General features: G+C 60.8%; 2 protein-coding genes. One reads left to right on the forward strand and one right to left on the reverse strand.

The features are described from left to right. Window positions 1-274: ArsR family transcriptional regulator (locus tag GOALK_RS19495; protein ID WP_006360550.1), on the reverse strand; the 274-nt coding region annotated here is incomplete at its 3' end. A 97-nt stretch (window positions 275-371) separates the two neighbouring features. Between GOALK_RS19495 and GOALK_RS19500 the strand changes: the two genes are divergently transcribed. After that, window positions 372-503 (forward strand): VOC family protein (locus GOALK_RS19500; RefSeq protein ID WP_373278720.1); only part of this gene is annotated, 132 nt, incomplete at its 3' end.

Here is a 503-nt window from a genome sequence, read left to right on the forward strand (position 1 = left end):
GGTCGGGTGCGACCATCCCGGCCTTGCGCAGCTGTCCCAGATGGTGACTCGTAGTTGCTTCGGTGAGCCCGACCGCGGTCGCGAGGTCAAAGGTGCAGATTCCGTCACCGGTGTCAGTGAGCAGGATCGAGACGAGCTTGATCCTGACCGGATCGGCAAGTGCCTTGAGCCGCAACGCGATCTCCAGCGCGGTGTCGTCATCGAGCGGGGCCGCCGACACCGGCGCGCAGCAAATCGGGGCACTGATGTCGACCATCGGCAAGGTCTTGGGCATGACCCGACCATACCCCGGGACTTGACATATGTCGAAAAGGTGGCACCCTGCAGGTGTCAGTAGTTCGATATATGTCTCACAGGTGAAGGTGATGGTCATGTCCCGTATGCAGCTCGCGCTCAATGTCGATGATCTCGATACCGCGATCGAGTTCTACTCCAAGCTGTTCAACACCACCCCGGCCAAACGCAAGCCGGGATACGCCAACTTCGCGATCGTCGAGCCGCCC

The organism is Gordonia alkanivorans NBRC 16433 (assembly GCF_000225505.1).
Lineage (GTDB): Bacteria > Actinomycetota > Actinomycetes > Mycobacteriales > Mycobacteriaceae > Gordonia > Gordonia alkanivorans.